Origin of the sequence: Mucilaginibacter gossypiicola, assembly GCF_900110105.1 — a bacterium.
GTDB classification, from domain to species: domain Bacteria; phylum Bacteroidota; class Bacteroidia; order Sphingobacteriales; family Sphingobacteriaceae; genus Mucilaginibacter; species Mucilaginibacter gossypiicola.
The window spans coordinates 121,199-148,130 of sequence record NZ_FOCL01000012.1 but is presented as its reverse complement, the minus strand read 5'-3'; the positions used below and the strand labels follow the sequence as shown (position 1 = coordinate 148,130).

The 26,932-nt window shown below is 42.5% G+C and carries 23 protein-coding genes; 8 read left to right on the top strand and 15 right to left on the bottom strand.

Annotated features, from left to right (window positions below; all coding sequences use genetic code 11):
* Positions 1–120 precede the first annotated feature (120 nt).
* The 4 genes from BMX50_RS28325 to BMX50_RS28310 form a co-directional block, all read right to left on the bottom strand.
* The gene (locus BMX50_RS28325) at positions 121–2,220 is read right to left on the bottom strand and encodes a putative porin (protein WP_244281129.1); all 2,100 of its coding nucleotides are present in this window, start codon (positions 2,218–2,220) and stop codon (positions 121–123) included.
* Positions 2,220–3,035 (bottom strand): purine-nucleoside phosphorylase, encoded by an 816-nt coding sequence (locus tag BMX50_RS28320; protein WP_091218692.1) that lies wholly within the window; start codon positions 3,033–3,035, stop codon positions 2,220–2,222. Before BMX50_RS28320 ends, BMX50_RS28325 begins: the two co-directional genes overlap by 1 nt.
* Positions 3,019–4,062 (bottom strand): tetraacyldisaccharide 4'-kinase, encoded by a 1,044-nt coding sequence (gene lpxK, locus BMX50_RS28315; protein ID WP_091218688.1) that lies wholly within the window; start codon positions 4,060–4,062, stop codon positions 3,019–3,021. Before lpxK ends, BMX50_RS28320 begins: the two co-directional genes overlap by 17 nt.
* Positions 4,063–4,438: 376 nt before the next feature.
* Positions 4,439–4,897, bottom strand: coding sequence for a hypothetical protein (locus BMX50_RS28310; protein ID WP_091218685.1), 459 nt, complete (start codon positions 4,895–4,897; stop codon positions 4,439–4,441).
* A gap of 119 nt (positions 4,898–5,016) precedes the next feature.
* Here BMX50_RS28310 and BMX50_RS28305 point away from each other — a divergent pair, with 119 nt between their 5' ends.
* Positions 5,017–5,925, top strand: a complete 909-nt coding sequence (locus BMX50_RS28305) for a serine hydrolase (RefSeq protein WP_091218681.1) — start codon at positions 5,017–5,019, stop codon at positions 5,923–5,925.
* A gap of 91 nt (positions 5,926–6,016) precedes the next feature.
* On the opposite strand, the gene BMX50_RS28300 is transcribed toward BMX50_RS28305, so the two are convergent.
* A complete protein-coding gene (locus BMX50_RS28300; RefSeq protein ID WP_091218678.1) occupies positions 6,017–6,220 on the bottom strand; it encodes a hypothetical protein in 204 nt (67 codons plus the stop codon).
* A gap of 225 nt (positions 6,221–6,445) precedes the next feature.
* On the opposite strand from BMX50_RS28300, the gene BMX50_RS28295 reads away from it, so the two are divergent.
* The 5 genes from BMX50_RS28295 (at position 6,446) to BMX50_RS28275 (ending at position 14,543) form a co-directional block, all read left to right on the top strand.
* Positions 6,446–8,806 carry a TonB-dependent receptor gene (locus BMX50_RS28295; protein ID WP_167668131.1) on the top strand — a complete coding sequence of 787 codons (2,361 nt, stop codon included), beginning with the start codon at positions 6,446–6,448 and terminating at the stop codon, positions 8,804–8,806.
* Between the two features lie 310 nt (positions 8,807–9,116).
* The gene (locus tag BMX50_RS28290; RefSeq protein WP_091218671.1) at positions 9,117–9,644 is read left to right on the top strand and encodes a hypothetical protein; all 528 of its coding nucleotides are present in this window, start codon (positions 9,117–9,119) and stop codon (positions 9,642–9,644) included.
* Between the two features lie 178 nt (positions 9,645–9,822).
* Complete coding sequence (gene fabG / locus BMX50_RS28285; RefSeq protein ID WP_091218667.1) at positions 9,823–10,566, top strand: 3-oxoacyl-[acyl-carrier-protein] reductase; 744 nt, start codon at positions 9,823–9,825, stop codon at positions 10,564–10,566.
* Between the two features lie 225 nt (positions 10,567–10,791).
* A complete protein-coding gene (locus BMX50_RS28280; RefSeq protein WP_143065284.1) occupies positions 10,792–12,873 on the top strand; it encodes a vWA domain-containing protein in 2,082 nt (693 codons plus the stop codon).
* A gap of 512 nt (positions 12,874–13,385) precedes the next feature.
* A complete protein-coding gene (locus BMX50_RS28275) occupies positions 13,386–14,543 on the top strand; it encodes an acyltransferase family protein (RefSeq protein WP_091218660.1) in 1,158 nt (385 codons plus the stop codon).
* Positions 14,544–14,647: 104 nt separating this feature from the next.
* Here BMX50_RS28275 and BMX50_RS28270 read toward each other — a convergent pair whose 3' ends face one another.
* The 6 genes from BMX50_RS28270 to eno all read right to left on the bottom strand — a co-directional run bounded on the left by BMX50_RS28270 (position 14,648) and on the right by eno (position 20,550).
* On the bottom strand, positions 14,648–15,202 hold the full coding sequence (locus BMX50_RS28270) for a hypothetical protein (RefSeq protein ID WP_091218657.1): 555 nt from the start codon (positions 15,200–15,202) through the stop codon (positions 14,648–14,650).
* Positions 15,199–16,092, bottom strand: a complete 894-nt coding sequence (locus tag BMX50_RS28265) for a hypothetical protein (protein ID WP_091218654.1) — start codon at positions 16,090–16,092, stop codon at positions 15,199–15,201. The genes BMX50_RS28270 and BMX50_RS28265 overlap by 4 nt, the downstream gene beginning before the upstream one ends.
* A 241-nt stretch (positions 16,093–16,333) precedes the next feature.
* Positions 16,334–16,657 carry an FtsB family cell division protein gene (locus BMX50_RS28260; protein ID WP_244281128.1) on the bottom strand — a complete coding sequence of 108 codons (324 nt, stop codon included), beginning with the start codon at positions 16,655–16,657 and terminating at the stop codon, positions 16,334–16,336.
* Positions 16,658–16,853: 196 nt separating this feature from the next.
* A complete protein-coding gene (locus BMX50_RS28255; RefSeq protein WP_091218651.1) occupies positions 16,854–18,227 on the bottom strand; it encodes a DEAD/DEAH box helicase in 1,374 nt (457 codons plus the stop codon).
* A 151-nt stretch (positions 18,228–18,378) separates the two neighbouring features.
* The gene (gene lspA, locus BMX50_RS28250; protein WP_091218648.1) at positions 18,379–18,915 is read right to left on the bottom strand and encodes a signal peptidase II; all 537 of its coding nucleotides are present in this window, start codon (positions 18,913–18,915) and stop codon (positions 18,379–18,381) included.
* 339 nt (positions 18,916–19,254) lie between these two features.
* On the bottom strand, positions 19,255–20,550 hold the full coding sequence (eno, locus tag BMX50_RS28245; RefSeq protein ID WP_090528991.1) for a phosphopyruvate hydratase: 1,296 nt from the start codon (positions 20,548–20,550) through the stop codon (positions 19,255–19,257).
* Positions 20,551–20,949: 399 nt separating this feature from the next.
* Between eno and BMX50_RS35070 the strand changes: the two genes are divergently transcribed.
* Positions 20,950–21,075, top strand: coding sequence for a hypothetical protein (locus BMX50_RS35070; protein WP_262494049.1), 126 nt, complete (start codon positions 20,950–20,952; stop codon positions 21,073–21,075).
* Positions 21,076–21,157: 82 nt separating this feature from the next.
* Here BMX50_RS35070 and BMX50_RS28240 read toward each other — a convergent pair whose 3' ends face one another.
* From BMX50_RS28240 to BMX50_RS28225, 4 genes are all read right to left on the bottom strand, one after another.
* Entirely contained in the window at positions 21,158–21,895 is a 738-nt protein-coding gene (locus BMX50_RS28240; RefSeq protein WP_091218642.1) for a DUF2490 domain-containing protein, read from the bottom strand.
* Positions 21,896–22,155: 260 nt separating this feature from the next.
* A complete protein-coding gene (locus BMX50_RS28235; RefSeq protein ID WP_091218639.1) occupies positions 22,156–23,280 on the bottom strand; it encodes an ABC transporter permease in 1,125 nt (374 codons plus the stop codon).
* A gap of 96 nt (positions 23,281–23,376) precedes the next feature.
* Positions 23,377–24,141, bottom strand: coding sequence for an ABC transporter ATP-binding protein (locus BMX50_RS28230; protein ID WP_091218636.1), 765 nt, complete (start codon positions 24,139–24,141; stop codon positions 23,377–23,379).
* Between the two features lie 257 nt (positions 24,142–24,398).
* Positions 24,399–24,608 (bottom strand): hypervirulence associated TUDOR domain-containing protein, encoded by a 210-nt coding sequence (locus BMX50_RS28225; RefSeq protein ID WP_091218631.1) that lies wholly within the window; start codon positions 24,606–24,608, stop codon positions 24,399–24,401.
* Between the two features lie 485 nt (positions 24,609–25,093).
* On the opposite strand from BMX50_RS28225, the gene BMX50_RS28220 reads away from it, so the two are divergent.
* Positions 25,094–26,689 (top strand): hypothetical protein, encoded by a 1,596-nt coding sequence (locus tag BMX50_RS28220; RefSeq protein ID WP_091218627.1) that lies wholly within the window; start codon positions 25,094–25,096, stop codon positions 26,687–26,689.
* The last annotated feature ends 243 nt before the right edge of the window (positions 26,690–26,932 follow it).

Sequence of the window (26,932 nt, the reverse complement as noted above, 5' to 3'; positions counted from 1 at the left end):
CAAGACTTGCGCCAAAAACACAAGACATCTTTGCAAAGGCACAAGTCATCCGCCTGCTTTCCTGCCACACAAGACTTGCGCCAGTCTAAGACATTTTTTTGAACTGTATAGGATGCTTTATTAATTATAAAACGTCCACGAAACGCCAAACTTCAGGATAGCATCCTGCTGAGGATAGCGGTTTACGGTATAATAGCCTTTGCTCCAGGCACGCTGGTTAATGTAATCATAAGCAACAAACAGGTTGGTACGTTGTAATGTTGCTTTGAAAAATACGCCGAATATAGGGTATGATGAAAAAGTTACGTTTGCGCCGTTATAAAACTGACCCAGGCCCGGGGCATATGAAGGGGCAACATATTCTGTATTATATCGTCCATTTATACCCATACTGGCATGTAGTACATTAAGCAAATTCCTGTTAACATACAAGCTGCTGTAAGCATATACCTCCGGCGTACGAAGCGTGCTCTGATAGTCGGTTTTTTGATATACTACGTAGTTATCAAAATGCAGGCTCCTGTAAGCGAAGTTTTTACCCAGACTTATTTTTAACAGGTTGATGGAACTGCCAAGTTGCGCCGGGCGTACATCACTGCCGCCATCTTGTGCCGTAAAATACAGGTAATTGCTAATCAAAAAGTATTCGGCTTTTAAATCAATTTGCAGGGCATTGTTAATGTAGTTGAACGATGCGCTGGTAGTTTTCTGATTGCTGAAATCATTATGGAAAATATAATGATTGGAGATCCAGTTGTTATAAACCAACGGCGGCGAGCTGTTTTGCGAATAGGCTTCTAAAATGATCTTACCTGTTTTTTTGCCGCCAGCCAGGGTAAGTTTGGCATCATACAAATAATTGCCAAAATCGCGGCCCTGGGCAATTTGCCTGAAATCGGCATCAAGGGCTATACGATCGCTGAAACGATACCCTAATTTAGCTTTCAGCGTAATGTCCTGAAATGTATTGTGCTGTACTTTATCCTGGTGAATGTATTTTGCACCGTACTGGTTAAGCGTGGTATCACTTACATACTGGTTATAAGAGTAAAAGTCATGCACAAGGCCCAGATCAAGCTTCAGCTCATTCTTAACAAATTTCACCGATTTGCTTCGGAGGTAAAAGCTGTACGAAAACTCATTCTGAATATGCGTGACGACTGTTGAATCGCGCGACCGGTTATTACTGTAATAATAATCGGGAAATACATTGTAGGTATCAACGCCGCTTTGCTTATAAAGGTACCTGCTGTTTGAGATATGAAGGGTATGTGATACGCGTTGGGTAGGCAGGATCTTTGAGTTATCCTTACCTTTATTTAGGCTATCTATCCGACCTAAATAGTAAAACTGTTTAATGTAAAGTCCTTTGTCGTTCCAGTTCTCATAGCTATACGGCAGGCGTACCGCTGCCCTGTCTTTTGAAAAGGCGTTGTTTACATTAGTGCTGGTAAATACCGAATCGTTGAGGATGCTACCCGTTTCGGGCGCCTTGAGATTGTTAAACAACAGGTTGGCCAGCAAGTTGTACCGTTTGCTTTTTGATTCGTACCAGGTAAAAATGGAGGCATTCAAACCACTTACGTTTTGGCCCAGCACGTTGTTATAGTTATAAAACCCCTTTGATCCGTTGAAATTGAGGTTAAAGCCGATATTCCAGTTGGGCTTTATGTTTTGGGTATGGACGATATTGAATAACTGGATAGCCGAGCCACCAAAGGCATTGTACAATGTAAGCTTGGTATAAGGTACCCGGGTATTATAATAATTGATGTCCTGCGGCTTTAGTGCGTAAATATCAAGTGCATGCAAACCGAGGTCAAAGCCGATGGTCCTGCTGGGCTCAAAAAGTAAAGGCCGTTGCGATAAGCCAATATTACCCAAATGGATCCGCGGGCTGCGCGGATCAACAAGCGGACTGTAGATCTCGAAATTAGTAATACCGGTATCAATCGGGAACAACTGTGTGCTATCGTTCAGCAGGCGCTCGTTGGTAACACGGATAAATTTGGAACTGAAGACTACCGAATCCTTTTTGTTTTCTTCCTTGCGGCGTAAGCTGTCCAGGAGTTGATCGTCGGTCATTTGTTTTTCCTGACGGCGTGCAGTATCACGTGTAGGCAGGTTGCGCGGATTAGTGCGGTTTCCATACTGCGCGAAAGCAGCCTGTACCGACAGGCACATCAGCAATAAAAAAATATATTTGAGCTTTTGGCGCATTAATTACCGGCTATCAGTTCTTTAAGTATCAGGGTCATTTTAGGTTCGGCTTCCTGCGCAATAGCAAGGATCTCCTCAAGTGTTATCGGCTTCAATATTTCAGGGAAGCCCTCATCGGTTAATACCGAAATAGCAAATGTTGGGATGCCCATGTGGTTAGCAACAATAACTTCGGGCACGGTGCTCATACCAACCGCGTCGCCTCCAATGATGCGCAGGTATTTGTATTCGGCACGGGTTTCCAGGTTAGGGCCGGTTACTGCTACGTAAACGCCTTTATGGCAGGTGATATTGTTTTTTTGTGCAATGGCTAAACCTTTTTCGATCATATCATGACGGTAAGGTTCGCTCATATCAGGGAACCGGGGGCCAAGCTCTTCATAATTGCGGCCAACAAGCGGGTTTTGCGGCTGCAGGTTAATATGGTCTTCAATGATCATCAGGTCGCCTTTTTTAAAATCGGGATTGAGCGAGCCGCTGGCGTTTGATACGTAAAGCGTTTTGATGCCCAGGTATTTCATCACCCTCACCGGGAAGGTGATTTGCTGCATATTATAGCCTTCGTAATAATGTAGGCGGCCTTGCATGGCAACAACTTTAACACCTGCAAGCGTACCAAAAATAAGTTTACCCGAATGGAACTCTAATGTTGAGATTGGAAAATCAGGGATATTAGAATACATGAGCTGTTTTTCAACCTCAATTTCTTTTACCAGGCCTCCAAGACCGGTGCCTAAGATAATCCCCACTTCGGGTACAAAATCGCCTATTCGGTTTTTGATGTATTGCGCAGTGCCTTCAATATTGTCTAACATATGTTTGTATTAATTCGTCAAATTGTTGTTGCCCGTTATTTAAAAAACTAATGCCTATGGGCAGCACCAAAATGGGTAGTTTTTTAACCATCGGAAGCAGGTCCTGTTCCCCTAAACGCTGTGCATCCTTTTCTGTTGTGATGATCACTTTTTTTTGTGAGGAGCAGGCCCAAAAATCATTGGCAAGTTTACTGATATTTTTTAAGCTAAAACGGTGATGGTCGGGATAATTGTGATGAATAAGCAGTTCGGTTTGCTTTTTCAGATACGCCAGCAATGGCTTAGGATTAGCTATCCCGGTAAGCAGGAAAACCGTGGTTTGCTTGTCGATATCATTGGTAACCGTTGCCCCCTCCATAGTTTGAGCAGGGAGATAATTGATAGTTGTGAAAAATAGCGACTGGTGAGGATAAGGCTTGATCCGTTTAATTACCCGGCCCTGTTCCAGATCGGTAAGGGAGGCAGGGCATTTACTGATGATGATCACATCCGCCCTTTTGCGCCCGGCAAATGATTCGCGCAGGTTACCCGCCGGAAGCAGGAAGTGAGGCTCGTTAACCCGACTATAATCAAAAAGTAAAATGCTCATGCCCGGTTCAAGTGCCCGGTGCTGGTAAGCATCATCTAAAATGATAATATCATGATTGTCTTTCAACTGTTCAACGCCATCAACCCGTTTTTCGGAAACGGCTACGTCAATATCCGGAAATTTATGTTTGAATTGTGCAGGCTCATCGCCAATATCGGAGGCTTTGCTTTCAGCAGATGCTAATAAAAAGCCTTTTGTGGTGCGACCATAACCCCGGCTGAGTGTGGTTATTTTATAACTGTCTTTTAACAGCCTGATCAGGTATTCTGTCATGGGGCTTTTGCCGGCACCGCCAACATCAAGGTTACCTACAACGATAACCGGCATATCAAACCCGGTGCTTTTGAAGATGCCCCGGTTATAACACCAGTTACGGATCCCAACAATAAGGCCATAGATCAGCGAAAAAGGGATTAAAAGCCAGCGCAGGAATTTCATATATGGTTTTTCTCAACCCGTCATTGCGAGGTACGAAGCAATCCCCTATTAGCAGGGCCACTCTGTATTGTTTGCGATTGCTTCGTACCTTATAATGACGTAATTGTAAGTTATTGATTATTAGGTGTGTTTTTTTTGATAGGTTTTATAACATGGGCGTTGCCTGCGGCCCGGGCTGTACGCTCATACAACACGGGCCTTAGCCACAGGCCGGTATCCGCTCCCATCCCTAACGCAACCCATCGCACTATCTCTAAAACATATTTTACACGTCATCACGATATTTTCCAAGGCTTCCCTGGTGGTTACTCGCAATGACGTTTTTCTTCTTTTAAATTTATGAAGAACAGCAAAGTTAATATTTGATACCAATTTACTACGAGCCTATCACCCCAAACTGCTTTAAATGGTGCGTAAAATGTTTACCATGCCATATGATCCATTCGTTATAATCCAGTGGGCCGAAACCGCCGTGAATCACTTTAAGGTCAAGCGTGTTGAAATGCCTGTCGAAGGCATCCAGCTCTTTCATTAATTGATTAATAGCTGTTTCCAGGTCTGGGTAGGTTAACGTTTCGGGCAACTCTTCTAAAATGATATTGCGCGGCATTTCATTGTCGGTATAAATGCCATTCTGCTTACGTGTAGGGGTGTTTTCATGAGGCCCGTCCCAGGTTGGTATTTTAACGCCGTTGGTGTATTGAACCTGAGTTATAAGATGTTCGATCATTTGTTGAGGCGTCATTTTACCCCAAAGTGGCTTAGCCTGCGCATCGATGTTAAGCAATAAGCGGTACAGTACTTTGCGGTTGGTGATATCAACAAAATGGTTCATGTGCTACGCGAGTTTTTGTAAATATAGAAAACATAGTTTTGAGTAGTACCTCCGGTTTGAACGCATGGTTGCTCATCGATTAAAAATTTGTATTTTCATTTTTCCAGATCGCTCATCTCATGAAACATAAACTCACCCTGCTGTTGCTGTTATTGGCGGCATCAGCCTTTGCTCAAACCGATAGTAAGCTCACCGCTAAATTAAATGATGCAGTAAAAGATTTTCACGGACAGGTTGGCATCTATGTACACAATTTAAAAACAGGTAAAACTGCTGAGATCAATGCAGATACGCTGTTCCCTACGGCAAGCATGATTAAAGTAAGTATTCAATGCGGGGTGATGGATAAGATAGAAAAAGGCGAACTGAAATATAATCAGAAACTGGGTTATCGCGACTCGTTACTGTATGCAGGCGAAGATTTGTTGGGTTCTTTTAAAGATAAAGATACCGTGCAACTGAGTAAGGTAGCCATGCTCATGATCACCATGAGCGATAACACCGCAAGCCTTTGGCTGCAAAAGCTGGTGGGCAGTGAATATATCAACAACTGGCTCGATCAGAATGGATTTAAGGTGATGCGTGTAAATTCAAGAGCACCGGGCCGTGAAGCTATGCGCAAAATATATGGGTGGGGCGTAAGTACCCCGCGCGAAATGTGCCGATTGTTTACCATGATCCGTGAAGGTAAAGCAGTAAGCCCGGCAGCCAGCGAGCGGATGTACCGTAATATGGGCCGTATTTACTGGGATGAGCATGCGCTGTCGCAAATTCCGCCTTATGTACATACCATATCCAAACAGGGTGCTGTTGACGAATCGCGCTCAGAAACAGTGCTGGTTAACGCCCCACATGGTGACTATGTGTTTTCGATCATTACCAATCATAATACCGATACCAGCTGGACGCCCAACAACGAAGCAGGCTTGCTGATCAAAAAAATATCGGCCCTGCTATGGCATTATTTTGAACCAGCTGATAAGTGGCAGCCGGCCGATGGAGTAGATAAGTTTATGTTGAATGAATAGTTATGCAATGTCAGCTTCGTGACGTTAATGCGGGACAAAAGCAGGAGGATTGCGGCAGCAACGCAGTAGATAAAATAAGCTTATTTAAAATTTATACTGATAAGGATTGAAAAATCAATATTATTCCAGCGATAATAGCCGTAATCACTAAGCCCCAACTTTTAATGTAACTGACTTTAAGAACTTTCCGGCCGATATCTTCATAGTATGGTTTTCCATCTTTAACAAATAGCCTATAAAATAGATATGCGGCTGCTAAAGAACCTGCGCCACCAATAAACAGTTCCCAATTCATTTCTTTTTTATTTGAAGAATTACTTTTAAACAGACCCGAAGCTTTGAAGTTTATGTGAATTTAATACATTACTCAGCTATCAGATTCGGCGTCATTCAAATTTGTATAAATATTACTTAAATTTAAGTAATATTTATGCGGGATAGCTGTTAATTGTTTGTCAATTGCTATTATTGACAATCGATTACAATGTGTGATCCGTACACATTTAAATACACCTATTTTATGCGTAAATTATTTACTTTATTACTACTTATTATTATTGCATTTTCGGCCCGGAGCCAAACCTCGGGCGATTTTTCGGGCACCGTTACCGATAGCAAAAATCAACCTGTTGCAGGCGCTTCTGTGTACCTGCTCAATACCAACTACCAAACCAGTGCCGACAAAAGCGGAAAGTTTGTTTTAAAAAATATAACTACCGGAAAATATACACTGCATATCAGCGCTATTGGTTACGCGGCCAAAAACATACCGGTGAATATGATCGGTACCAGTCGCCCGATAACCATTCAGTTGAATGATGCCAGCAACCAGCTGGATGAAGTTACGGTATCGGCCCAAAAAACAGAAGAACAGGCCCAGCGGGTACCTTTCAGTATTTCAACATTATCGGCCAAACAAATTCAGGATTACAGGCTTTGGGATTTGAAAGACCTCACCGCTATTGTTCCTAACTTAAACTCAGGCGCCCCCGGCGATGGCCGTACGGTTACAGGCATCCGCGGTATTGTTACCACATCGTATGATCCGGCTGTGGCAACTTATGTTGATGGTGTAAACCAATACGGGCTGGATACTTATATTCCGCAATTGCTTGATGTGGATAGGATAGAGGTTTTGCGCGGTCCGCAGGGAACACTTTACGGGCGTAATGCTACCGGCGGTGTTATCAATGTGATCACCAAACAACCGTCAAACACCTTGAGTGGTTTTGCGGGTATCGACATTGGCAATTACAACCAGCAGCGTTATACCTTAGGCATTAAAGCGCCATTGGTAAAAGATAAGTTGTATTTAGGCGTAGCCGGAATCTATTCTGGCTTTAATGGTTTTTACACCAATACATTTAACAATACCCATTTTGATAAGCAGCATTATTTTTTAGGCAACTATTACCTCAAGTTTTTAGCTACCTCAAAGCTGGCCTTTACGCTGAATGTTAAAAACTACAACAACCGTAATAACGGTGCATTCACCTTGGCGGGTTCTCCTGATGAAGCACTGAGCCATCCGTTTGAGGTTAACCAGAATGCTACTACCAAAATGATTGATAATACCTTTCAATCGTCCTTAACAGCCAATTACAGTGGCAGTGATTTTAACTTTACCTCGCAAACCTCTTACCAGGTAAATAACAGGTATTATACCACACCTATTGATGGTGATTTTTCACCGATTGATGCGGTTTCTATAGTAAATAACTATGGCGGTAAATGGAACAAAGTGAAAACCACTATCCAGGAGTTCAGGTTTACATCGCCTGCCTCATCAACCTCAAAACTTAAATGGGCAGCCGGTACTTATGGCTTTTACCATTATGCGCCAAATAAACAGGGAACCTATTTTGGCGATGACGCGGCCGCAGTTGGCTCGCCGATCAGTGATTTTACCAGCATCAACACCAATACCGACAGGAATTATGGTTTAGCCATTTACGGCCAGGCCACTTATTCGGTTAGTGAACAGTTTGATGTTACCGCTGGTTTGCGTTATGATTACGAACACAAAAAAGAAAATATAATGGGCGAGTTTTTGCCAAACGGTGGCGAATCAATGGTTACCCGCTCGGATACCTCATCAACCGCACACTATAAAGCATTTACGCCCAAAGTGAGCCTGGCTTACCATGTATCGGCACATAATAACCTGTTTGCTACTTACAGCCGTGGTTTCCGCGCCGGTGGTATCACCGAGTTAGGTTCTGACCCTTCGTCTCCGCCGCTTTATTCTTTTAAACCGGAGTATAGTAATAACTTTGAAGTAGGTTCAAAAAACGACTTTTTAGATAATCGCCTGCGTGTAAACGTAACCGCGTTTTATACCCGCGTTACCGATGCGCAGGTGCCAACGCTGGTTCTGCCCGATGCTATCACCATCACTAAAAATGCAGGTAAGTTAAGCAGCAAAGGTATCGAGGCCGAAATTAACGCCACTCCAATTAAAGGTCTGGAGTTTGATTACAATTTCGGCTATACCCATGCGCGTTACACTACATTAGTGGTAGGCAGCAATGGCGAAGAAGTGAACTTGAAAGGCAATAAACAAATTTACACACCAAACATTACCAGCATGCTGGCCCTTCAATATGGCTATGACCTGGGTGGTCCGCTGAAAACAAAGCTGATTGCCCGTGGCGAGTGGCGCTACCTTGGCGATCAGTATTTTGACCTCGCCAATCAGATCGAGCAAAAAGGATACAGCAAGTTTAATGCAAGGGTAGGCGTAAGCACCAAAAGGTTCGGTTTGTTTTTCTGGGAGAGCAACATCGCCAACAAAAAATACATTGATTATGCCTATGACTTCGGCGCAACGCACTTAGGTAACCCGAGGACTTATGGAGTATCGTTGAATACTACTTTTTAATCGATGTAGATAAGGAGGCACCTACGGAGCCAAAGCATCTCATCTATTTTTCTATAAACATGGGGCTCCTACGGAGCCTTTTGTTATTTATATACCTTGCCCGTACATTTAGTGTTCACGCTCTTGGTTTGTAGTGAAAGATCGACTCCATAGGAGTCACATGTTTATAGCATTTTTGCAAAAAAGAAATTTGCTCCGTAGGTGCACCCTTTCTGCCGCAAAACCAATAATGGTTATTTTGCCTTATGTTATCCCGGATATTTTTTGTTAATTCAATCAAAATCTGATCGTTAATAAAACCCTGATCTTCATGAAAAAGAATATCCTGCCACTGCTCATTGCTATTATAAGTATTGCCGTTACTTTCCCTGCGCATTCGCAGGTTATTACCAAATACGGCGATAATGTAAGTACCCTTGACGGCATCATAAAAGCCTATTACGGTGTAGTCTCCGTTAAAAAAGGCGAAAAAGTAAGTTATGAGCGCGATAGCCTGCTGCATATCGCCAATGCCCATGTTGGTGCAGGTTATACCGATAAACAAGGCAAACAACAGTTCAGCTATATGACCCTGAAACAATACCATAAGCTTGCCGATCCATCACTGTCAAAAAACGGTTTTGATGAACGCGAAATAGCCCGTCGGGTTGAAAAGTTTGGCAGCATTTACCATGTGTGGAGCACTTATGAATCGCGCAACACGGTCGACGGCCCTGTAACAGAACGGGGTATCAATAGTATTGAACTGTTTAACGACGGCACCCGTTTCTGGATCCTGGCCTGGTTTTATGATGGCGAACGTAAGGATAACCCGATACCGGCAGAGTATTTGAAGTAAGTCTAAAGTCCTGAGTCGGAAGTACAAAGCCTTGAAATCATTGCGGGAATTTAAGTTCTGCTCTTTACTGACTTTAGACTTAACACTTTGAACTTCTGACTTAAGACTTCCAACTCCGGACTTTAGACTTTCCAACTAAATACCTAACTTCACCGCCCTGAAATCATATACTTTAATTATGAAATTATTAGAAGGAAAAACCGCGTTGGTTACCGGCGCGTCAAAAGGAATAGGCCGTAAGATTGCCGAAAAATTTGCCGAGCATGGCGCTAACGTAGCTTTCACTTATTTATCATCAGTTGAAAAAGGTCAGGCCCTTGAGCAGGAACTGCAAAGCTTCGGTACTAAAATAAAAGGTTACCGTTCTGATGCTTCCAAATTTGAGGAAGCTGATAAACTGATCACCGATATTGTTGCTGATTTCGGTACGCTTGATATTGTGGTTAACAATGCCGGTATCACTAAAGACGGCTTACTGATGCGCATGACCGAAGAGAACTGGGACGAAGTGCTTGACGTAAACCTGAAATCGATATTCAACGTTACCAAGGCCGCTTCAAAGATCATGATGAAAAACCGCAAAGGTGTATTCATTAACATGAGCTCGGTTGTAGGTGTGCAGGGTAATGCAGGTCAGGCCAACTATGCCGCTTCAAAAGCAGGTATCATTGGTTTCTCTAAATCGGTAGCTAAAGAGCTGGGCTCACGTAATATCCGTACCAACGTGGTTGCTCCGGGCTTTATCCGCACCGAAATGACCGAAGTGCTGGATCCCAAAGTTGTTGAAGGCTGGGCAGCGGGCATCCCGCTTAAACGTGCCGGCGAAACAGAAGACGTAGCCAATGCCTGCGTATTCCTGGCATCGGATATGGCCGCTTATATCACCGGACAGGTTATTCCTGTTGACGGTGGGATGTTGTAGGAAATAAAATACTAAAAATAGCTTCACCACGCGTCATTGCGAGGTACGAAGCAATCCCCAGTTAGCAGGTCCGCCCTGTACAGTAGGGGATTGCTTCGTACCTCGCAATGACGTTTTTAGTTAAATGGGAAAAACTTATTCCCCTCGTTTCACAATAATTTCGCATTTTGCAGGTAATGTTTATTGGGCCGGATGATCTGCGCCCTGATGATACCATAGCTACAAATGTTTTCACTTACATGGGGTTCTGTTTCGGGATGGTGGTTGCCTGCCGGCTTATTGCTGGGTTTGGCATATGCCTGGCTCATGTACCGCAAGCCGGTTGATTTAAACAAAAACTTACGCTATATACTGGCTGCTATCCGTGCGGTAACCGTATTTTTCATAACGGTATTGCTCATATCTCCTTTGGTGAAATCGGTTAAGTATGAGCCGCAAAAACCTTTAGTACTTATTGCACAGGATAATTCATCGTCCATAAACACTTTTAAACCAGCGAATTTTAATCCATCTGCCTTTATTGATGACCTGGCTAAACTGAAGCAGGAACTTGGCGATAAGTATGATGTACAGGAGTTTAATTTTGATAAAGACCTGCATCCCGGCTTTTCAAAAAGCTTCGGCGGTAAACAAACCGATATAGCAGGGGCGCTGCATCAGCTTAACGACAGGTTCATTAACCAAAACATCGGCGCACTGATATTGGCTACCGATGGTTTATACAACCAGGGGAACGATCCGCAATATGAAGCCCGTAATATCAAAACCAGTATCTATACCGTAGCCCTTGGCGATACCACTGCCAAACGCGATCTGCTCATTGGCAATGTAAACTACAACAAGACGGCTTTTTTAGGGAACGATTTTGTGATAGAGGTACTTGCCACGGCCTATCAAAGCAAGGGTGAAAACATGGCTATTTCGGTTACTGAAGATGGTAAACAGGTTTATACTCAAAGCATCCCGGTAACGGGTGCCGATTTTAAAAAGATCGTTCCCATAAAATTGAACGCCGCTAAAAAGGGCCTCAGAAAATATAATATTAGCATTGCACCTGTAAAAAACGAGTTATCGATCCAAAACAATACCGAAACTATTTATGTGGAAGTATTGGATGCAAAGCAAAAGGTGCTGCTGTTATATAATGGTCCGCACCCCGATTTAACGGTAATTAAACAAGCTATAGAAACCAACAAAAACTTTGAGGTAAAGGCAAGTTCTCTCGCCGATGCCGCTACCATTAAACCAGGGGATTATAGTTTGGTAATTTTATACCAGATCTCGGCAGGCGAATATGCCCCGATAAAGAATTTTATAGCTAAAAGTAAAACGCCGGTTTGGTATATAGTGGGCTCGCAAAGTAACCTGCAGGCGGTTAACAGCGAACAAAACACCATACGCATAAGTGCAGGAAGGGCCGAAACACAGGAGGTGATGCCGTTGCCTGTGAATGATTTTACAGCTTTTACGCTGTCTGATTCGGCAAGGAGAAAGATTGCCGTTTTCCCGCCGTTGGTGGCACCCTTTGGGAGTTATGGAACAGGTACCGGCACTTCGGTTTTATTGAAGCAAAAGATTGGCGCTGTGGTTACTACATATCCGTTACTGGCCTTTGGCGATGAGGCTGGTAGGCGTGTAGCTGTGCTTGCAGGCGAAGGGATTTGGCGCTGGCAATTGTCCGAATTTCAAAATTATGGCAACCGGAATGCTACCGATGAGCTTTTAAGTCAAACTGTACAATATTTAACTGCAAATGCCAATCGGCAGCGTTTTCGCGTTTACCCGGCACGTAATGTATTTGATGAGGGAGAAAACGTGATCCTCAACGCCGAACTGTATAATGACGCGCTTGAGCTCATCAACACACCTGATGTAAAAATAGAGCTGAAAAGTGCGACAGGGAAAAATTACAGCTTCCTGTTCACCCGTACCGGCCAAAGTTACCAGTTGGGTGCCGGTTCGCTTCCTGTTGGTGAATACACATACAACGCCTCAACCCAAAACGGAAAGCAGGAGTTTAAAGCCAGCGGCCAGTTCACCATAAAACCGCTTAACCTCGAAACCCGCCAAAGTGCTGCCAATCATACATTGCTTAGCGCCCTCTCCAAACAAAGCGGTGGCCAAATGATCAAACCTTCACAAATTAGCCAGCTTGCCGATCTGATCCGCAAAAACGAAAACATCAAAACGGTAGTTTATGAAGATAAACATTACAACGATCTGATAGATATGAAATGGCTGTTTGTATTGATCCTGCTGCTGTTATCAACCGAATGGTTTTTGAGGAAGAGAGAGGGGGAAGTTTAGGGGAGAGCCAAGACGGTAAGATACAAGAGGCAAGAAAAGAAGAAAGAAAAAGGGAAGGGCACGTGCGATTCCCTCCCTTAAGCCTGTGGTCGGTGTTTTCACCGTACCACATGATTTATTGCCCAATGTTTAATGTAGGGAATGTTAAATTTAGAGGTTTAAGAATGGTGCGGTAAAAACACGACAAGTGTTCGGAAGATGAAATTATCTCTTAAAAAAAATATGTCATTGCGAGCGTAGCGCGGCAATCTCGTAGCCAATGCATGTCCGCTCTGTATAGCTACGAGATTGCTTCGTCGTACCTCCTCGCAATGACATGGCTTTTTAAACCAACATTTTTAATTGACCCGCATCTTCCAAACTCCTGCGGCGAGAACACCGACCACAGGCTAAATATATCCTTATCCCCCGTTCCCAAACAGAAATAACGTAATATTCTTACTATAAACCAGGATCGACATCGATCAGCAAATAAAAATCAATAGATTACGACGTAAATCTCCACATAATTAATGTCGATCTCTACATCTGCTGTCGGCCTGGATATATCCGGCAAACATAAACTTTCGGGCCTCGATCATTTACGTGCTTTTGCCATTGTGTTTGTGTTTTTATTCCATTACCAGTTTTACGGTCACCCGGAATGGGAAAATAAAATCGGAAGTTTTGGATGGACGGGTGTCGACTTGTTTTTTGTTTTGAGCGGCTTTTTGATTGCCGGGCAGCTTTTCAATACTGTAGCCAGGGGTAAAAGCATAGCTATAAAGGAGTTTTTTATCAAACGTTTTTTCAGGATCATTCCGCCATATCTGGTTGTTATTGCCCTGTATGCCTTAGTGCCATATTTGCGCGAACGCGAACATTTTGCGGCCCTGTGGAAATACCTGACTTTCACTTTCAATTTTGGGCTCGACCTGCGTCAAACCGGTACTTTTACTCATGCGTGGTCGTTATGTGTAGAAGAGCAATTTTACTTAATACTGCCATTAACCTTTTGCTTATTCAACTATTTGAAAGCCGGCAAAAAAGCTATATACCTGATTGCAGCTTTATTTATTAGTGGTTTCGTGATAAGGTATGCAGGCTGGCAATATTTTATTGAGCCTCAATTATCCGGGGATGGCATAGGCGCTGTGTGGAACGAGTTTATTTATTATCCAACCTACAATCGCCTCGATGGCTTGCTCATAGGAGTGAGCATAGCCGGGATTTATACTTTCTATCCACACATAAAGGCTAAAGCCGGCAAATACAACCACGTATTGATGTTAACGGGTTTTGCAATTTTGATAGCTTCTTATTTTGTAGCTACACCACAAGCCAGCTTTAACACTACCATGTGGGGTTTTCCGTTAATTTCGGCAGGATATGGGTTGGTTGTGGCTGCTGCAGTGAGTCCTGGTAATATACTTTATAAGCTCAAGTCAACAATCACCATGCAAATCGCTACGCTCTCTTATGGCATTTATCTTACTCACAAGCTCATGATCCACCTTACGCAAAACCTGTTATCGGCAGCAGGTATGGATAAAAACAGCAGCCTCATGATGTTGTGCTGTATTATAAGCAGTGTGGCCGGGGCATTGGTGTTAAGATACGCCGTTGAAAAACCATCGTTAAAGCTCAGAGACAAAGTTTTGCTTAAATGGCAAGGTAATAAGTTGCCTTAATGCGGTGTTGGAGATTTTGATATTTTAATCTTCTTTGCTATTTCTGGAGTCACGAGCTAAAATAAAGAACAAGTATTGGCTTGTGTTCCCACATTTGGTTTTACTTATCTAAACTTAGCTGCCCTTTCTTTTTCCATCTTTTTTATATACCCTTTCCTTACGGCCGTAGCTTTTCCCATTCTGAGTAAAAGCCGGGGAAAGCCTTCCTGTGTTACATAGCTGTCAACAATTTTACATTGCAGGCGGTAAGGCTGATCGAGGTCGCTAAAGTTTACGGTGTCTTTCCAAAGTTTTATAAAGTCGGCTTTACCATTAATGAAATTTATATCACCGTAGTCAAATTGATTGTAAATTTCTTTCCCGAAAATAGGATTAGGTTTATATGCTTTTTTTAGCGAATCGAGTTGTCGTATTATTTTATTGGCCACACGTACCGGAATATAAACGATCCCGCTGTCAACAAGTACGTCCCCACTATCAGTTGCCTCTTCATGAAGAGCAAGTATCTGTGTGGTACAGGTATCGCAAACTTTACATTCCTGGTTTTCAAAAAAATAGGGGTGTACAATTACGTGTTTTAAAACAGGTGCTTTTTCTTGCTTTAACTGGCAGGCAAATAGGGTTAGTACCATTAACATGGCAATGAAAGTGGCTTTCATTTATTGCTTTGATCGTAGAGTGTTTGCAGGGTTTCTTTTGACTGGCTGTATTTGAAAAACTCCGGCTTGTGTAAAATGGAGTTGAAATACAATTCCCGCGCATGAAATTTATCGCCTGTTGAGGCCAGATTTGAAAAATGGATCAAAAGTGTATTGATCAGCATGTCTGCGTTTTGTTTTTGATAAGATTTAGATTTGTTGTAACCAATGTAATCAAAGTCCGGAATATCCAGATTGGAGTAATAATAATATGGCTTACCGTTAAACATGGGCATTCTGGCAGAGACCGCGCTCAGCTTATCGGGTTTCTTTAAATAGCTGAGCACTCTAAAACGGCCGTTGGCCAGCGCATCGATGAGATTATAAAAGAAAATGGCTTTTTCGGTGTCATCCTTTAATCCAAAATCATCCAGGTTGAAATTAAAATGGCTTAGGTCTGCTTCATTAAAATACATGCTGAGGCCTTCGCGGGCAAAATAGTAATAGTTATCAAGCAGCCATCGTTCATCGATGTTTTCGTTAAGTATTTTGCGTGCTACAGCCTCATCGGGTAATGATTTTCTGGAAGTATCAACACGATTATAATGTATTTCTCTTATAACATACCAAAGCTTTAATTCATTAGTGTTAGGCCTTTGAAAAATGCTTTTTTGGATAGTGGAACTGTCTTGTTTGCCAGTGGCAATCATGTTTTCAATGATATGATCTAAAACCGGCGTTTTCAGCGTTTTTACTTTTTTGGCAAATTCAGCGCCTGTACACATGTTGTTGTGCGAATAAAGTTCGCCTAAGGCTATCAGGTTGTTAAAATCTTTATCAGATAGTTTTGTTTGGGCTGTAACGGAAATAGTAATAAAGGATAGAAAAAGCAGAAGAGTAAAATGTTTCATGAGCCGGATAAGGTTTATTAATTATCATAAAGATAAATTAATGCACTTAATTATTGGGGTACCTATTCTATTTTTAAGTATGCAGCTCAAAAAACAATTAAGGCTACGGCAACATTTAAAGTGAAGATGACAGTACCGGAAGCCATACTAATAGCTTTATTATCATCTGCTTTGCGCCAAGGCCTGGCGAAAGCTTAATATAGAAGGATGCAAAGAGTCTTAATTAATCGGGGGCTGGTTCTTACTTATCCTTACTCTCCGGCACTACCACGTAAACATCCTCATTGGCTTTTTTCATAAGGTATTTTTCTCGGGCAAATTTTTCCATTTGCTGGGGGTTGGTGGTCAATTCTTTAAGCTCTTTGGTCACCTGGTCGGTTTGGGCTTTGTAGAAATCGCGCTCAAGCCTTAGTTTTTTTACCTGCTGGTGGTATTGGTATTGAGAGAACAGATCGTTCCTGTCGAAAAAAATCATCCACACAACAAAAGCCATAGTAACCAGGAAAAACTTGTTCTTGAAAAGATCTATAAGGCGTTTCATTGATACCGGCTGTATGATTTTCATTTAAAGCTATTTAATTTTTTCGACGGATACAAATATGCTTATTAACTTATTAACAGGGAAATTTTTTGGTGAGTGGTTGATTGGGTTGATTAGGAGAGTGGTTGTTTTGTGGAGAGTGGTTGGTTTTGGGTGAATGATGATTTTTAGATAGACAAACTACTCACCTAATCAACCATTCACCCAATCAACTTAATATTTATCCTCTTCTCGCTCCACTCATGCCGCTGGCGCCACCTGGCCTGCCTGCTTCTGAACGGCTGCCGCCTGATCTTTTATTGCCGCCTGAACGACCATTACCAGCCGAACGGCTATTGCCGCTACCGCTACCACCAGACCTGCGGTTGCCACCACGACCACCGCCGCCACCGCGCTGACCGCCGCCCGAACCACCCTTTTTAGGTGCTTCGTTTATTTTAGCTGCCATTGCCGCCGGACTAAGCGGGTAAGGGTGACCTTCCTCAACCGGAATTTGTTTAGCAATCAGCTTGTGGATATCTTTCAAAAACTCCAGTTCTTCGGCATCGCAAAATGAAAAAGCTATACCATTGGCGCCAGCCCGGCCTGTACGGCCAATACGGTGTACATAGGTTTCGGGTACGTTGGGCAGTTCGTAGTTAATAACGTGGGTAAGGTCATCAATATCAATGCCACGGGCTGCAATATCTGTAGCTATCAACACACGGGTTGTACGGTTTTTGAAGTTGGTTAAAGCACGCTGCCTTGCATTTTGCGATTTATTACCGTGAATAGCTTCGGCAGTGATGCCAACGCGGTTCAGGTCTTTCACCACTTTATCGGCACCATGTTTGGTACGGGTAAACACCAGTACTGTTTTAATGTTTTTGTCTTTCAGGATGTGGATCAGCAATGATTTTTTATCTCCCTTATCCACATAATAAACCGCTTGCTGTATAGTATCGGCGGTAGAGGAAACCGGGGTAACTTCAACCTTTTCGGGTTTGTTCAGGATACTATCTGCCAGGCTCTGGATCTCTTTTGGCATGGTGGCCGAAAAGAAGAGGGTTTGCCTTTTGGCAGGTACTTTGGCTATGATCTTTTTAACATCGTTAACAAAGCCCATATCAAGCATGCGGTCGGCCTCATCCAGTATCAGGAATTTAACATGCTCCAGGCTAATGAAACGCTGGTTCATTAAATCCAGCAGTCGTCCTGGGGTTGCCACTAAAATATCAACACCACGACGCAAAGCATCAACCTGTGGGTTTTGTGATACGCCACCAAATATTACCAGGTTTTTAAGGCCTGTATGCTTGCCGTAATTGGTGAAGCTTTCACCAATTTGCAGCGCAAGCTCACGGGTAGGAGTTAAAACCAAAGCTTTAATGGTTTTTTGCTCTTTGTGCGCTATCCTGTCCTGGTGCAATAGCTGCAGGGTAGGGATAGCAAATGCCGCGGTTTTACCGGTGCCGGTTTGGGCGCAACCAAGTAAATCCTGGCGCTGTAATATAATGGGGATGGCTTGCGCCTGTATTGGAGTAGGTGTTGTATAGCCCTCTGTTTTTAAAGCCTTGAGGATAGGCTCAATTAAATTTAAATTTTCGAATGACATTTGATCTTTTGTAATGTATAATGTGCTAACGCGAAAGCATAAGCGGATCTGAAGAGTTTGCTGGGCTCAAAACCGTAAGCGAACGGGTAATTACCCGCAAAGATACGCTTTTTATTGTTAAGAAAATTTTAAGAGCAAGAGCTGCACCGGATTAAGCTGCCAGCGTTTCGGTATCAGGAGCTCCTTGTTCCTTTTTTGCCTTACGGTCTTTTTGCCATGACTCCAATAAGATGAGGCCCATACCTATCATAATAGATACGTCGGCCACGTTGAATACGCCGGTTTGGAAGATACCGAAATTCATGTGCATAAAGTCGGTTACGCTGCCGTATAGCATCCTATCGTAAAGGTTGCCTGCGCCGCCGGCAATAACTAAAACAATACCAATAGTGGTTAATTTACCTATTGACGGTTTTAACATTACATAAAACACTCCAAAAGCGAGTGCCAGCAAAGGCAGTAACGACAACAAGATGAATTTCCATGGGTTTTGCAATGAGTCGCCAAGGCTTAAAAAAGCGCCTGTGTTTTCGGCATGCAGAATGGTGAAAAAGTTTTTAATAACAAAAATGTTATCGCTGATGTGAATATGATTCCTTACGTAAATTTTAGTAACCCTGTCAAGCGCAATGCTTACAACCAATATCAGCACTATACCCAAAATCCTCAAAATCCCTTTTCTGTTCATTAGTTTATTTTAACAAGTTATTATAACGCAGTTGCTTCGGTTTAATTATACGGCTTTAGTTGCAGGATGCAAAGGTATAAAAATACTTGGTAGCAAGTATCTGTTTGTGGAAGATCGGACGTCAGGTGAGCATAACAATTAAAAAAAACACATGTCATGCTGAGGAACGAAGCATCTTCTTCGCTCTGTATAACGGCTCTGCTTATTGAAGAAGATCCTTCGCTATCGCTCAGGATGACAAAGCGTGGTGATTTATGTCTCTTTATCCGGCTTTCTTTTTTAGTAAAACAAAAAAAGGCCATCTGCATAATACAGATGGCCTTTTGATATCTCAAAAGATTATTTTTTGAAGTATTTGAAATCTTTACCGATGAATTTAGCGTTGGCGCCTAATTCTTCTTCGATACGTAACAACTGGTTGTATTTAGCGATCCTGTCTGAACGTGAAGCTGAACCGGTTTTGATCTGGCCGCAATTTAATGCTACAGCAAGATCTGCAATGGTTGAATCTTCAGTTTCGCCCGAACGGTGGCTCATTACTGAGGTGAAACCGTTAGTTTGAGCCAAAGTAACCGCGTTGATAGTTTCGGTTAATGAACCAATTTGGTTTACTTTTACCAGGATTGAGTTAGCAATACCTTCGCTAACACCTCTTTGTAAACGTTTAGTGTTGGTTACAAATAAATCGTCGCCTACTAACTGTACTTTTTTACCGATTTTGTCGGTTAAGATTTTCCAGCCTTCCCAATCATCCTCAGCCATACCGTCTTCGATAGAGATAACAGGGTATTTAGCTACTAATTCAGCAAGGTAATCAGCTTGCTCAGCGCTGGTGCGGATAGCACCTTTTTCGCCTTCAAATTTAGTATAGTCGTATTTGCCGTCTTTGTAAAACTCAGATGCAGCACAGTCAAATGCGATGAAGATATCTTCGCCTGCTTTGTAACCTGCTTTTTCAATAGCTTTCAAAATGGTTTCAACACCATCTTCAGTACCTTCAAAAGTTGGAGCAAAACCACCTTCGTCACCAACTGCAGTTGATAAACCGCGGTCATGAAGAATTTTTTTCAGGTTGTGGAATACTTCGGTACCCCAACGTAAAGCCTCAGAGAATGAAGGAGCGCCAACCGGCATGATCATAAATTCCTGGAAAGCGATAGGAGCGTCAGAGTGTGAACCACCGTTAACGATGTTCATCATCGGGATTGGAAGCGTGTTAGCATTTACACCACCAATGTAGCGGTATAAAGGCTGACGGCTTTCCTGAGCAGCAGCTTTAGCTACAGCTAATGAAACACCTAATATAGCGTTAGCACCAATTTTACCTTTGTTTTCGGTGCCGTCAATTTCAATCATTAAAGCGTCGATAGCATTTTGTTCAAACACATCGATACCTTTTAATTCAGGAGCTAAAACTTCATTTACATTTTCAACGGCCTTTAAAACGCCTTTGCCCATGTATTTTGATTTGTCGTTGTCGCGAAGCTCAACAGCTTCGTGAACGCCGGTTGATGCACCAGATGGTACAGCAGCGCGACCGAATGCGCCATTCTCGGTTAAAACTTCTACCTCAATAGTAGGGTTACCGCGCGAATCTAAGATCTGGCGGGCATGCACATCAATTATTATGCTCATAGTGAATTGTCAGAGTGTGGTTTGAATGAATACTATTAATAACGGCGGCTAAGTTAATGCCTAAATAAGGAAAACGCAATTGAAATTTTGTATTTGTAACGATTATTGGCAATTAATGATGCGATTTAACATGAATTTAATATAGAATGGACTGTTTTTTCATGAAAACGTCGGTTTTTTGAACAAGAATCGGGGCATTTTGAGATTGATTGGTGTTAAAATCGATGTGCTTTTTTTATCCCGTTGTCGTGTCCTCACGACAACACGCGTAATTAGTTGCCCTGAAGACACGGCAACGGGAAGTGTATTTGTCTGAACCGTGATTTTTAGGATTAAGGGATTGCCGGATTGTATCATCATATAGTCGTAAATCATGAAGATCCTTAAATCCTAAAAGTCATGGTTCAAAATCATGGTTCAAATATTGGCATTGCCTGCGGCCCGCGCTATCCGCTCATACTGCACAAGGCCTTAATCACAGGCCGGTATCCGCTACTATCGCTAATGCTGGCTTACGATTATTAATAACAAGGATTTAGCTATTTTGAGAAAATCATAGTTTAGACTGTATCAGCGAAATCAACGCAATCATTCCAATCAACGGAGATTAATCACTTGTAGTAGGCACATGCTCGCGCTGCACGGCGTTTTTACGCTGAATGCGATACATGAGAATCAGCATAATATTGTCCTTGTCGCTCCTGGCGGCAGCCGAATAATTATACTGATTGATCCAGCCGGCCTGTAAGATCCAAGATTTATCAAACTGGTAACCAAGAGCCGCCGAAACCCGGTTACGTTCAAAGTTGGGTACTTTATTGTTCAGGAATACCTCGTCAAAGGCAGAGATGAACCAGGTTTTAGCAACAATTTTAGTGTTATTCAGAGGCACAAATACGTTGAGCCTGTAGCGAAACCGGTTGCGGTAATCGCCGTTAACCCAGCGCTGCTCTACCCGGTAGCGGTGCTCCAGTTTTATGCGGTACAGGAATTGGTTGCTCGTGATCTGTTCCCAAAAGCGGGTTTCGTTAATAGTAGGGCCTTTGCCAACATTCATATAATCGAAGGTGCTGTAATGACCTGTGCCTAAAAGCGCAGTGAAGTTTTTGTCGATATCGTAGCTTATACCCGCCTTTGCTTCATAGTACTGAAACTGGCTGAATACATTATTTGTACGGGTTTGAAATTCGGTGTAGCCGCCCCATTTGTGCGTGCTGTCGCCGGGGAGCACAACGGTAACTATTCCCCATGTGCCCACTTTTGAATCCTGGGCCTTAACGGTAATTGAACATATAGTTAACAAAAAGAATACTAAGGCGGTAAAACTAACTGGTTTGATTATCATTACAGAGATTGTTTCTGCAAAGATATTTCCTAAATGTTACCCTAATGTTAATATCAATACGCTTAATGTTAAGATAATGTTAAGGATTTGAGATGTGATTCTATTAGTAAATAGAATTGCAGACTTATGAAGTTTTTAAAACTTCGTAAGTCTGCAATTTTACAGTTTTTCATAGGTAAGAAGCAACGAGGCGGCGAGGTTGGTAATCGGCAAATCTCAAATTCCTGACTCTTATTTCTAAAAGTCTTGCGTCTTTCCCGCTATTCCCATTTAAATGTTTTCACTGCAACAGCATAAATGCCGATAAACCATGCAAAAAGTATCAGCAACTGGTGGGTAACATCGCCTAAGCCAGCCCCTTCAAATGCTACCTTACGCATAGCATCATTTAAGTGCGTAAGCGGTAACACTTTGCTGATATACTGCAGCCAATTTGGGAAGGCGGTGATTGAAAAAAACGTACCTGAAAGCAGGAATTGCGGCAATGTAATAATATTGGAAAGCGGCGGCACCGAGCTTTCATTTTTGGCAATGCCGGATACGGTAAAGCCAAAGCCCATAAAAATGATCAGGCCAATGGCCGATAGCACCAGCATATTAAGTACGGTTGTAACACCATGGATCAGCGTGAAGCCAAACATGTAATGCCCAATAAGAATGATAAACAGTGAGCCTAACAATGAAAAAGCCAGCCTTGCAATAGCCTCGCCCAAAACAATGCTGTAACGCTTAACAGGCGTGGCAAAAAAACGCTTGATAACCAGCGTTAACCGTAAGCTCAGAAATACGAAAGCGGTACCAAATACACCGCTGCTCAGTAGCGAAAACCCTAACTGGCCCGGTAATATAAAGTCGATATATTTATACGGGCGACCGCTTATAGTTTCCTCTTTAAGATCGATTAATTTAGGTACTTGAACTGTGGTATATGATTGAATACGCTTTAACTCTTCCGATTGAATACGGTAAAAGATATTATTCAACGCCGACTTAAGCACGCTGCCTTTATCGCCCGATGCCTGGCTGTACTGCACGTGTACGGTCATGGCTGCTGGCGGGGCAAATGGCTTAAGGTCAAGAATGGCATCTATATTGCCCTTTGCCAGGTTTTTGCTCATCTCATCGGCGGTTTGATCATTGATGAGGTGCATGATCTTGTTTTTTTTCAGCGCCATGTAAACCGGGTTGCTGGCCGATGTATCGCTGCCTTTGGCTACGCCCACATCTATCGACATACCGCCCCCGCCAATATTGGCAAAAACAATGATAAATATTAACGGGAAAGCCAGTGTAAACACCACCGCCGAAGGGCTGCGTAATATCGACCGGAAACTTGCCCGGGCAATAGCCAGGGTTGCTTTTGTATTGCTGTAAGGTTTGTTCATTAGTTCAATGGTTCATTAGTTCATTTGGCCCGGATATTTACTGCCACTGCAAACTCAAAACTGCATACTGGCTCCCCTTTTAGGGGGCTGGGGGGCTTACCCCTCCCGCCATTCTTTACCGGTAAGGTTGATGAATACGTCTTCGAGGTTAGCGAGTTTTACCTGCTTTTTACGCTCAAAGCCTGAGGCTACCAACTCGTCAATAAAATGATCGGGGGTATCAATGCCGATGATATGGCCGCCATCCACAAAGGCAACCCGGTCGCACAGTACTTCGGCTTCATCCATGTAGTGGGTAGTAATTACTACCGTAGTTCCCTGGTCACGGATCTCGCGGATCAAATCCCATAGGTTGCGGCGGGCCTGCGGGTCGAGCCCTGTTGTGGGTTCATCCAAAAATATGATCCTTGGGTTATTGATGAGGGTAGTGGCTATTGAAAAACGTTGCTTTTGCCCGCCCGAAAGGTCTTTATATTTAGCCTTAGCCTTATCAGTAAGCGCTACTTTTTCCAGCATCTCCATCGGTGTCTTATCGATGCCGTACAGGCCTGAAAACAATACGATGAGCTCCGAAAGGTTGAGGTTAGGGTAATATCCGGCGGCCTGTAACTGTACGCCTATGCGTTTTTTGATGCTATCGGCATCAGTTTCAATATCAAAGCCATCAACAATGATGCTGCCCGATGTTTTATCACGAAGGGTTTCTATAATTTCGAGGGTAGTTGTTTTACCGGCACCGTTAGGGCCAAGCAGACCGAAGATTTCGCCTTCATAAACTTCAAAACTAATGCCTTTAACGGCTGCAAAATCGCCATAGTTTTTTACCAGGTTGTTTACAGTGATGATAGGTTGTTTTGTCATAGGGTAAAAATGCATCACATTAATGAAATAACCATGAGTTTTTCGGCGAAGTACAGAATTTTTACGGTGAAAGGCGGAGTTTTCAATTAAACGTCATTGCGAGGAACGAAGCAATCGCGAACTATACAGGGCGGCTTTGCTTATAGGGGATTGCTTCGTTCCTCGCAATGACGTTTTTTATAATTTAGTGTAGAAGTATATTAAGCAAAAGAGCCCTGATGCTTATCAACCGGGCTTATAATATTATCCGCAAAAGTTTAACGTTTCTTGCTTATTTCACTTTCAGATTTCAGCACTTTGCTGCCGTTTTTCTGTTCAATTTCATAAGCGGGCTCCTCTTTGCTGGCGTTGCGTTTAACTTTTGCGCCTTTTATAGTTTTGCTTATCGGCTCATTGTGTTTTTTAACGATATGGCCTTCAGCTTCTGATTTTCCCCATTTCCAGGTTACTTCATCTCCTTCTTTCATATACTCGCCCTTTTTAAGGATAACATGTATGGTTTATTATTGATTTAACAAAGATGAAATAACGCGCCCTCGGGGTGCCGGGACATTATTTTATTAAATGCCCAATTGAGTGGGCGATAGCGACGGCGTGTTCGGCGGCTTTCATAACTAAATGGATCAATTGAATTGCAAGTAGAGTTTTCATGGCATTTATTTGTTGTTGTTTAGTGATCCAAAATTGCACACAAAAGGCACCCTGCCGTTAGATTTATTAGGCGAAGCAAGTACGGTTATCGGTGAATAGCGGTAAAACATCGGAGAAATGCCGGTAAAAACAGGGTGTTGTCGGTAAAACTTTTGCGAATGCTTTCGCTGTTTATTTAAAATGAGTAAGAAATATTGCCTGTTGTTTCAATTCTTATTAGATCGTAATATTGGAATTGTATTGATTTTGTTACATTTGTTGCAGTAGTAAATTCAAATCACACCTAATTAATTATCACGAAATGAAAAGAAATGCCTTGTTATTGGCACTCATGCTATTGTGCGGCATAACTCTGAAAGCACAGATCAAACAAATTGCAGAAGGCCCCGTATTTGAAGAACCCGAAGAGGGCTTTGCTAAAATACTCCAATTTAAAAATGGCAGTACCATGTTTGTTCATATCGACGCAAAAAAAGGCATTGATGTACGCAGATATGATGGTACACACAAGGAAACTGTTGTAAATCATATCGACCCATCATACGGCAAACTAAAGAACGGCAGCATTAAAGGTTTTTTTGAGATCAGTGGTAACGCTATTTTATTGGTTAGTGAAATTGATGGCCGCGTACCATCACTTTACCGGATTACAATTGATGGAAAGACAGGTAACCTGATAGATGACCGCAAAATAGCTGAGTTAAATAAAATGAGCATGTTTGCGGGCTATTCAATGGTATTTGGCAGTGTGCCCATGCCTGATTTTTTTGTTCGTAAAGATCCGGATAGCGATAACTATGCAATTGCTTTGTTCAATTCGTTTGAGTCGGACAGGAGCAAACGGATTGAAATTGTGGCCTATGGTTCTGACAACAATGAGAAAAGCCGTGCCTATTATAACTCGCCTGATGATAGGTACAAGTATCTGAAATACCTTGATATGGCGGTGATTGGTAGCGAAAAGGTTTGCGTGCTGGCCTATGCCTCTAACTCGCAATCGGGTGGAAACGATGGTGAGCTTATTTTAGCAGGTTTGGATAAAGGCGCGAAAGCGGTTACTTTAAACGAACTTGATTTTGCACGAAATGAGGCGGTATCATGGGGCCTTGCCCGCTATAGTCCAACCGTAAAGCAGATCATCGTATCTGTAACGGTTAAAGGCAGAGGAAATAAGTATACCCCTTTACTGGCGTTTGTAAATCCCTTTGATAAAAAAGTTAACCGGGTTGATGCAGCCATCCCCTCATCAAGGATCATCAATTATCCCAAAGAAGAATTTGACGGAGTACCTGTTAATTTGTTTTTAAATACCGACGGAACATTCAGTATCGTTTTTGAACAGATCAGCATTACGGTTGTAAGTTATTCAGGTATTAATATTGGTCCTGTAGCTCCGGGAAGCTCTACCAGCTGGCTGCGCAACATAGCCATTGTAAACTATAGCAAAACAGGTGAGTTTATAAATGATTACATGATAAGGAAAAGGCACGATGTTAACGCGGCCTATCTGCAACCTTATTATCAGTCTATACGCCATGACATGGGCCAAATGTTATATAAAGGCAACCAGTATAAATCATTTGATTTTATAAGTGCCGGGCCACGCAGTTATGTTGTTTTCAACGATACGGAACGTAATAACGATGCACAGGAAAAAGGCGGTTTGACAACTATCGAGGGCGTAAGTAATTGCGATGCATTTGTTTATCCACTAAAAGGTACCGACTTAATACCTAAAAGGGATTATATTTTCGGTAACCCGGAAAGTAAGAAGGATCATAACCTGGCACTATTTACGATATCTGATTATGATAAGCAAAGCAATGTTTATGCAACCCTGAAACTCGAAAATCAACATGGTAATAAAGGTGTTAAAGTTATTTGGCTGCAACCGTAAATGAAATAAGCTGATATTAAATAACAAAGCCGATTTGCAATTAAGCAGATCGGCTTTCGGTTTTTCATAGATAGATGAGCATATCAACTCACCAGGTTAGCCAATGCCTGGATAACTGTCACCGTATGTTCCTGTAAGGCGATCATCACAGCAATAAGCGGATTGTAAAATGTTTTCATAATAATTTTATTTGCCGCAAATATGTGCTCTTAGCTTTTTGTTAAACAGGGGTTTTAGGTGAAA

Coding starts and splice junctions, on each gene's coding strand:
- BMX50_RS28325 (WP_244281129.1), bottom strand. CDS start 2,220: ATGCGCCAAAAGCTCAAATATATTTTTTTATTGCTGATGTGCCTGTCG.
- BMX50_RS28320 (WP_091218692.1), bottom strand. CDS start 3,035: ATGTTAGACAATATTGAAGGCACTGCGCAATACATCAAAAACCGAATA.
- lpxK (WP_091218688.1), bottom strand. CDS start 4,062: ATGAAATTCCTGCGCTGGCTTTTAATCCCTTTTTCGCTGATCTATGGC.
- BMX50_RS28310 (WP_091218685.1), bottom strand. CDS start 4,897: ATGAACCATTTTGTTGATATCACCAACCGCAAAGTACTGTACCGCTTA.
- BMX50_RS28305 (WP_091218681.1), top strand. CDS start 5,017: ATGAAACATAAACTCACCCTGCTGTTGCTGTTATTGGCGGCATCAGCC.
- BMX50_RS28300 (WP_091218678.1), bottom strand. CDS start 6,220: ATGAATTGGGAACTGTTTATTGGTGGCGCAGGTTCTTTAGCAGCCGCA.
- BMX50_RS28295 (WP_167668131.1), top strand. CDS start 6,446: ATGCGTAAATTATTTACTTTATTACTACTTATTATTATTGCATTTTCG.
- BMX50_RS28290 (WP_091218671.1), top strand. CDS start 9,117: ATGAAAAAGAATATCCTGCCACTGCTCATTGCTATTATAAGTATTGCC.
- fabG (WP_091218667.1), top strand. CDS start 9,823: ATGAAATTATTAGAAGGAAAAACCGCGTTGGTTACCGGCGCGTCAAAA.
- BMX50_RS28280 (WP_143065284.1), top strand. CDS start 10,792: ATGTTTTCACTTACATGGGGTTCTGTTTCGGGATGGTGGTTGCCTGCC.
- BMX50_RS28275 (WP_091218660.1), top strand. CDS start 13,386: ATGTCGATCTCTACATCTGCTGTCGGCCTGGATATATCCGGCAAACAT.
- BMX50_RS28270 (WP_091218657.1), bottom strand. CDS start 15,202: ATGAAAGCCACTTTCATTGCCATGTTAATGGTACTAACCCTATTTGCC.
- BMX50_RS28265 (WP_091218654.1), bottom strand. CDS start 16,092: ATGAAACATTTTACTCTTCTGCTTTTTCTATCCTTTATTACTATTTCC.
- BMX50_RS28260 (WP_244281128.1), bottom strand. CDS start 16,657: ATGAAAATCATACAGCCGGTATCAATGAAACGCCTTATAGATCTTTTC.
- BMX50_RS28255 (WP_091218651.1), bottom strand. CDS start 18,227: ATGTCATTCGAAAATTTAAATTTAATTGAGCCTATCCTCAAGGCTTTA.
- lspA (WP_091218648.1), bottom strand. CDS start 18,915: ATGAACAGAAAAGGGATTTTGAGGATTTTGGGTATAGTGCTGATATTG.
- eno (WP_090528991.1), bottom strand. CDS start 20,550: ATGAGCATAATAATTGATGTGCATGCCCGCCAGATCTTAGATTCGCGC.
- BMX50_RS35070 (WP_262494049.1), top strand. CDS start 20,950: ATGGTTCAAAATCATGGTTCAAATATTGGCATTGCCTGCGGCCCGCGC.
- BMX50_RS28240 (WP_091218642.1), bottom strand. CDS start 21,895: ATGATAATCAAACCAGTTAGTTTTACCGCCTTAGTATTCTTTTTGTTA.
- BMX50_RS28235 (WP_091218639.1), bottom strand. CDS start 23,280: ATGAACAAACCTTACAGCAATACAAAAGCAACCCTGGCTATTGCCCGG.
- BMX50_RS28230 (WP_091218636.1), bottom strand. CDS start 24,141: ATGACAAAACAACCTATCATCACTGTAAACAACCTGGTAAAAAACTAT.
- BMX50_RS28225 (WP_091218631.1), bottom strand. CDS start 24,608: ATGAAAGAAGGAGATGAAGTAACCTGGAAATGGGGAAAATCAGAAGCT.
- BMX50_RS28220 (WP_091218627.1), top strand. CDS start 25,094: ATGAAAAGAAATGCCTTGTTATTGGCACTCATGCTATTGTGCGGCATA.